Consider the following 6,414-nt stretch of genomic DNA (forward strand, 5'->3'; position numbering starts at 1 on the left):
ACCTCTTTTTCGCGTTCATCGAGGATGTGGATGTGCTGATAGATCTTGTTGGACTCCAGCTTCAACTGCACGGCGTCAACGACCTCGTCGGTTTCGGTTCCCAGTACATCGATGAGCGTGATTTCATTGACCCTTACTTATTATCTGTAATTTATTTCAGCTTTAGCAATTCAAGTGCACAGTGCTGTGTAAGTGGAGGATTGTTTTTTGGTAAATCCATGAATATTGAATTGATTTACATCTCGGTGATATATACCGAATAAAGCATTATACCCTTTTCGATTTAATATTTTTTATATCTTTTGTGATTACCAAAGGTCGTCCATTTTTCATCAGGATCTTTAATAAAATGAAACAACCATTCATTTGATTGAATATTCCTAATTTTAACAAAAAAATATTGCTTTTTCGTTTCAGTAATATTAATATCGCTATTAGCAAGGAGTTCCAATTACTAGAAATTTTTTATATTTTTTGGGATTTATCGGGAGGGGATGCCATTAGATCATTTTTCTTTGCATTAACCATTCTAGGTTCTCTATTTAGTGTTCTTGTTTGTATTCCTCAGGGTTAGCAACACACTCCACAATTTCAAAGGAGGGTAACCTTATGAAAAAGAAAAATTTATTTAAAATTACAAGTTTGCTTTTACTTATGATGGTTTTACTTATTTCAAACACCACTGTCTTTGCAGAAAAGAAAGCAGAAAAGAAAAATGATTATCCCTATCCAATTACTGATTTCTCTCTGGATACAAAAGATAATCAAGTGAGTATAAAACTTAAAACAGATAAAAAAGTTAACTTGTTACTTGAATATAACAAAATTAATGGTCATAAATCACAAGCTGAACAGATCCGCCAAAAGAATGAAGACAACTTCAAAATTGATTTTGAAATTGGCGATGAACCATATTTATTAGATCTTACCTTAGACCACCAGGAATTTTTCTTTTCAACGTCAATGATTTTGGAAAAAGATGATAATGGAAAAAAGATAAGGAATATAATATCTAATACAAGTGATTACGTATTTGAAAAAAAGGAGTCATCATCCTCAATTGGTGCCATGAATGAGACTCCAGATGATGCGACAAGATTGTCTGATGGTGAGACTAATGAAGGCTATATTTCACCAGATGAAAGCGATGTTGATTGGTATAAATTCTACTTAAGTGAGGATGGCTACATCGACTTACAGCTTTATAGCATACCAAGTGGCGTCGATTATGACCTCTATCTATATGATAGTTCCGATACTACTGATGAAATATGGGCAGGTATGAACTCAGATAATAATCGAGAATTATTACAGGAAAGGTTACTCGATTATGGAACCTACTATGTTAAAGTTAAAAGTTTTAACGGATATGACGAAGACAATTCTTATATTGTTCAATGGGAACTAGTCAAGCAATGGCCAACAGAATCAACAAGAATATCACGAGGATATAGTGAAAGCAACGACCATTTAGGAGTAGATGTTGGAGCTGTTACAGCAGGAGATGACGGCGATAATATTTATTCTATTTGGGATGGAACTGTAACAAGAGCAGAATGGTCCTCCTCCTATGGATATGTTGTATATATTACGTCTTCTGTTGATGGAGATTTGATCCAATCGAGATATGCGCATATGTTAGAAGATCTCGATGTAACTGTTAATGAAAAAGTTCAGGCTGGAGATAAGATTGGCGATATGGGTAATACTGGGGAATCCGATGGAGTACATTTACATTTTGAAACAAGGGATTGCGGAAGTTCATGCTCTAACGATAATTCCGAGGATCCATTTGATCCTATGGTATATTTCCCCGAGTATAAACAGTATTTAAAGAGCGTTTCAAGTGCAGCAAATTTTGAGGAAGTGCATATGTATGACAAAGAAGAGGTTGTATACACCATGGATGAAATCAAAAAAATGACACCCGAACAAAGGGCCATTTTAAGTATACCAGTCCCTAAAATGACCCCTGAACAGAAAAAACTAATTGGGCTCCCAGTACAAGACTAAAACACCAAAGACCTAGTTAATTAAACTAGGTCTTTTAATTAAATAGATCTTTTTTAGACCAAGGAGGATTGGATATGGTTGGTGAAATTTCACTTTTATTTCTCCTGATTAATCATTATCATAGTGTGAATGAGGTCGTGTTACAAAAACCTGTATACTATGAAATCAAAAACAATATAGAATCTAATGTAACACGGCAGGCCGATGTGGTGAATTACCTGAAGAACGCACCCCGTCCCGAAAAAATAACTGCTCGCTTTTTCCAAATGAATAACGAAACAAAACTTCAATGGATAAACTCGCTTAACACCTGGACCTCTAATCTCTTAACTTTAAGTTATAAACAAAAAACTTACCAAATTGATGAAAAAGCAAAAATGGAGATAGTGACCGCTTTGTCAAATTACTATAGTATAGATCAAGCAGATCGGTTATTTTCCGTTTATTATAAAAGGAGCCCCGAAGGTACTTATGAGTATTTAGAAACAGAGTCTATAAGTCGAATTAATTTAATTGAAAAAAACTTGAAAATTCAAAACCGGACAGAAGGCAATTCTCATGTTATCGAGATAACAGGTCAATTTATAGATGTAGTAAATGGAAGCGAATATGTTACTAACGAAATAAGAGAGCAATATTTTTTTAGTAGAACAGATTTCCGCTTAATCAACATAAAAAGAAGTATAAGATAAAAAGCATAAATCTCTAGAGAAAAAAGATATGAACCAAATCCAAATGTTCACTCTGACTCCCCCATTTTTTTGTTGGTATATGCCGGTTACTTTTCCAAATATTGATTAGAGAATAAATTGATGCAATGCATTTATCTAAAACGCCGGTGACGCCATTTGGGTAAACAACCGGCTTTTTTCATGAAGACACTTGGTTACCCATAAAAAGCTTGTTTTTAAATTGTAAAAGTGCCACTCTGTATTCCTCTGAGCCTGCTTCGTCCGCTAAAAATCATTAAACAGCTTCATATAAGCCAGTTTTTCAATCGAAACTTACGAATGTGAAATCCCCAGCTCTCGCGCGATCTCACGCTGCGATCAAAATCGGCCGATGATGCCTTCTTTTTCGCTTTCAACGTGGAAGTGGATGTGCTGATAAAACTTGTTAAACTCCAGTCGACTACTTTCCCCAAAACCACTTTTGCATCGAATAATTTGCGATTTTCTAATAGTCGTTAGTTCTATCACCCTTACAAAAAAAAAGTACTATTGCTTGGATTTTTTTGCTTATTTGGGACAATTGTTATTTTCTAAAAGCACACTAGTTCTGCTATAATTTTACTTACTAGGTCAAATTTTATGAGGTGTTCACATGAGTATATCAAAAAGAATCAGTTTTTTACTGATAATATGTCTTGTTTTGTTTGTTGCTTATTTATTTGTAATGAATCAAAATAAACCGGTACAAAAAAATCAGATCCCTAATACAACCTCGCAAACGATCAATTTATCTCAGATAACTGATAAAATTAAAATTGGTATGACAAAGAATGATATCAAAAATGAATTCTCAGATTCTTATCGAACGGTAAAAGATCTTCAAACGAATGTTGAATTGTGGAGATACGACATTTCACATTCGAATGGTCAGGCAGCCTTCCAAGGAGGAGTGGTCGAGAGGTTAAATGGTGATTTTGTAGATGTAGAAAGTATTTTGCAAGATAAATTGGATCTACAGATATTTATTCAATTTGATAAAAACGATAAGGTAGAAATGTTCAGAATCTACTTTAAAGGAACAGATAATAAGGTCCATGAAAAAATAACATATCCTGATAAGACTGAAGAGAGAATCATTGAATTATAAGATAGTGTTCAACTTCATCGGTATGTAGACGTCCGTTAACCAGAATTCGGTTTTACTGATTATTAGGAGATCTCAGAAACAATTTTGGTCATCCATCGCATTTTGTAATCTATATTTTGCTTCATTCTCTGAACAAAAGTTGATCCCTATGTAAAAATCTTATGATAAAGCAAAACAGCACCTCTTCAAACCAGTAAATTGGTTTAAAAAGGTGCTGTTTGTTTGAAGAACTAATGAACTTAGGTTCTTGGCCAGAAACTATTTTGAGGATTTTTCTGTTTCACTATCAACCAAGGTCCATGTGTTATCGGATTCTATCTTAAATTTAAACATTTTGTATTCGTTGTCTTTCGACTTTGTTACGACAATTGCTTGTTCCTTATCATTATTTAAATAGATTCCTGGTTTGGAATCTCCTTTTTTAATGACGTCTCGCATAGCAATTCTGAATTTCGCACTGGCATCTACAGTTAGGCCGGTATTCTTCGCTAAAAACTCGTTGGTTTGGAACAACTTATACTCATTTTCGTCAATATCAAAGACATCAGCACTTTGTTCCTGTACTGAATTTATCTTAGCTTTTACTGCAGCTACTCTCGCGTCAATATCCTCATAGTAAAGTGGGTCCGTCATTTTAAATTTTTCATGACTATATTCTTGAGTTTTGCTATTCCAGATTGCTGCGTAGGATTCTGCATACCAGGATGCATATGCATCAACAATAGAATCGGGGTCTTGTTCCTCAGATGTTACAGAAAGAAATGTTAATATTTCACAAAAAATCCAAAATTACTCCATATCCCCAAAGATGAATTATTAGATATCGTATTAATACTATCATTTTGAAGCGACCTGATTCACATTTTCTTACCAAATATAGCTTGTATTCCCATTTTAATCCTTCGGTCAATTTTATTGGATGATTCGTGGATATATTTACTCTCGTAATGTGAGCAGAAGAAACGCGAAAAAGCAAACAATAGATACACCCAACTGGTACTTAACCAATGAAATCCGTAGATAGGGCAAAAATGCAATGATGTCTGATAGTTAGGCTAGTTCACGAAATTGTAACAATTTCGTTTATTTGTAAAAATTGACAATTGAAAAACATTGGAATATTATGGTTTTTGTTGGAATAACACTTACATAGGAGGGATTTTTTTGAAGTTGCATATTCGCAAAATCATTCTACCAGTCGTGACAGCAATTGGAGTTTTGTCATTTGCAATTCCATCGTTTGCTTATTCAAGTATTTCTGCTTCAACAACTGTGTCTTTTTCCAAATATTCTACGTATTATAAGGGGAAGGGTACAGGGAAGATTACAGCTTCTGGATCCAGTGAAACTGGGCAAAGAATTGAGAATACTACAATTTTACAATGCGAAGCATATATGGTAGATGATGTGACAGAAACTGATGATGACAGCCCGGTAACTGTTACCATTACAAGTGATAGAGAGGTTGACGGTATGTATTGGCAGGCTTCAACTACTGGAGAGTTATGGGATGGTGAACTCATCGATATTGCAGAAGATGATGACGAAGAATACATTTCCGGCTACTAAGTTATCTATGTTAAGGAGGAAATAAACCATGAAGCATCTGAAAACTATATTAGCTGTGTCTACATTAGCCATAGCTACAACATTTGCCTTTGGCTATACGACGACTGACGCTAACTCCAAAGAATTTGTTCCAAAAACAAGTGAAGAAAAAGCTTGGAAAGCATATGTCGATGATGAAGTCACGAAAAAGAAATTTGAAGCTTACACTGATGCATTTAAAGCATTCGGTATTGAGCAGAATGAATACACTTATTACGACATTCACGCTCCTTCGACAAGCTACAAAGAAGTGACAGGAAAAGATGCCGCTCTCTTAAAGGTTTCTATTTTGGAAATTGTTAAGAAAGATGTTAAATCAGGAGATATCATACCAGGTATCTTCATTAAGAAAGACGGGACAAAAGCCTTCATGGTATTTAAGTCATCTGCCACTGGCGAAAATCACATCTACTGGTTTGCTCCAGCCCCCAAAGCTAAAGGCTCTGTTCAGTCCAAATCAGACGGCACTCAGCAAAACGCTTGGACACTTGATGAAGCAGAATCAGCTTCAGGTAAAAAACTCGAAAAACTTAAGCTGAAACCTCTGAAAGATTTTACTGAAACAGAAAACAATTAATTATAAAAGAAAGCCCTCCTGGGATTTCTGGTATTATCCCCTTTAGGTAGACAGTAAAAAGAAAGCCCTTTACTGTTTATGGTCAAGACTGAAGTGCACCCCTTAAAGTAGACATTGGAAAAACCCCCGAGGTTTACCGATGAACTTTAGGGGGTGCACTTCACTTTTTGATGAATGGTGGCAGCTTATTAATGAATGCCCTCCTTTACAAATAGGCCAGAAGCCACAGTATTCAACGATTGCCGCAACATATAAGAACTTAAACTTTCCAATACTCCGTTTGATAGTCTTTACCAAATAATAAAATTATTTGGTATAGTTTTTCGATCTTCAGGGCAATTTCCAAATGTTGATAAAAACAAAAAAGCCAACCAGATCCCTTATCTGGCTGACCCCCA

At 35.1% G+C, this 6,414-nt stretch carries 6 protein-coding genes and 1 pseudogene; 5 read left to right on the forward strand and 2 right to left on the reverse strand.

Annotated elements, in window-relative coordinates:
- A pseudogene (locus EIZ37_RS26495) lies at positions 1-128 on the reverse strand (RNA polymerase subunit sigma); the annotation flags it as partial.
- 481 nt (positions 129-609) lie between these two features.
- Here EIZ37_RS26495 and EIZ37_RS25275 point away from each other — a divergent pair.
- From EIZ37_RS25275 to EIZ37_RS25285, 3 genes are all read left to right on the forward strand, one after another.
- Positions 610-2,013 (forward strand): peptidoglycan DD-metalloendopeptidase family protein, encoded by a 1,404-nt coding sequence (locus tag EIZ37_RS25275; protein WP_134687536.1) that lies wholly within the window; start codon positions 610-612, stop codon positions 2,011-2,013.
- A 74-nt stretch (positions 2,014-2,087) separates the two neighbouring features.
- Positions 2,088-2,705 carry a hypothetical protein gene (locus tag EIZ37_RS25280; protein ID WP_134687537.1) on the forward strand — a complete coding sequence of 206 codons (618 nt, stop codon included), beginning with the start codon at positions 2,088-2,090 and terminating at the stop codon, positions 2,703-2,705.
- Between the two features lie 631 nt (positions 2,706-3,336).
- Positions 3,337-3,831: a hypothetical protein gene (locus EIZ37_RS25285; protein WP_134687538.1), complete on the forward strand. Its 495-nt coding sequence runs from the start codon at positions 3,337-3,339 to the stop codon at positions 3,829-3,831.
- A 258-nt stretch (positions 3,832-4,089) separates the two neighbouring features.
- Here EIZ37_RS25285 and EIZ37_RS25290 read toward each other — a convergent pair whose 3' ends face one another.
- Positions 4,090-4,464, reverse strand: coding sequence for a hypothetical protein (locus EIZ37_RS25290; protein ID WP_134687539.1), 375 nt, complete (start codon positions 4,462-4,464; stop codon positions 4,090-4,092).
- Positions 4,465-4,995: 531 nt separating this feature from the next.
- Here EIZ37_RS25290 and EIZ37_RS25295 point away from each other — a divergent pair.
- Entirely contained in the window at positions 4,996-5,400 is a 405-nt protein-coding gene (locus tag EIZ37_RS25295) for a hypothetical protein (protein ID WP_134687540.1), read from the forward strand.
- A gap of 28 nt (positions 5,401-5,428) precedes the next feature.
- A complete protein-coding gene (locus tag EIZ37_RS25300; protein ID WP_134687541.1) occupies positions 5,429-6,016 on the forward strand; it encodes a hypothetical protein in 588 nt (195 codons plus the stop codon).
- Positions 6,017-6,414 lie beyond the last annotated feature (398 nt).

Source organism: Brevibacillus migulae (assembly GCF_004521915.1).
In the GTDB taxonomy this organism is placed as follows: domain Bacteria; phylum Bacillota; class Bacilli; order Brevibacillales; family Brevibacillaceae; genus Brevibacillus_F; species Brevibacillus_F migulae.

Excerpts from the sequence above, each read along its gene's own strand:
- EIZ37_RS25290 (WP_134687539.1), bottom strand. The coding sequence starts at position 4,464 with ATGACGGACCCACTTTACTATGAGGATATTGACGCGAGAGTAGCTGCA.
- EIZ37_RS25275 (WP_134687536.1), top strand. The coding sequence starts at position 610 with ATGAAAAAGAAAAATTTATTTAAAATTACAAGTTTGCTTTTACTTATG.
- EIZ37_RS25300 (WP_134687541.1), top strand. The coding sequence starts at position 5,429 with ATGAAGCATCTGAAAACTATATTAGCTGTGTCTACATTAGCCATAGCT.
- EIZ37_RS25285 (WP_134687538.1), top strand. The coding sequence starts at position 3,337 with ATGAGTATATCAAAAAGAATCAGTTTTTTACTGATAATATGTCTTGTT.
- EIZ37_RS25280 (WP_134687537.1), top strand. The coding sequence starts at position 2,088 with ATGGTTGGTGAAATTTCACTTTTATTTCTCCTGATTAATCATTATCAT.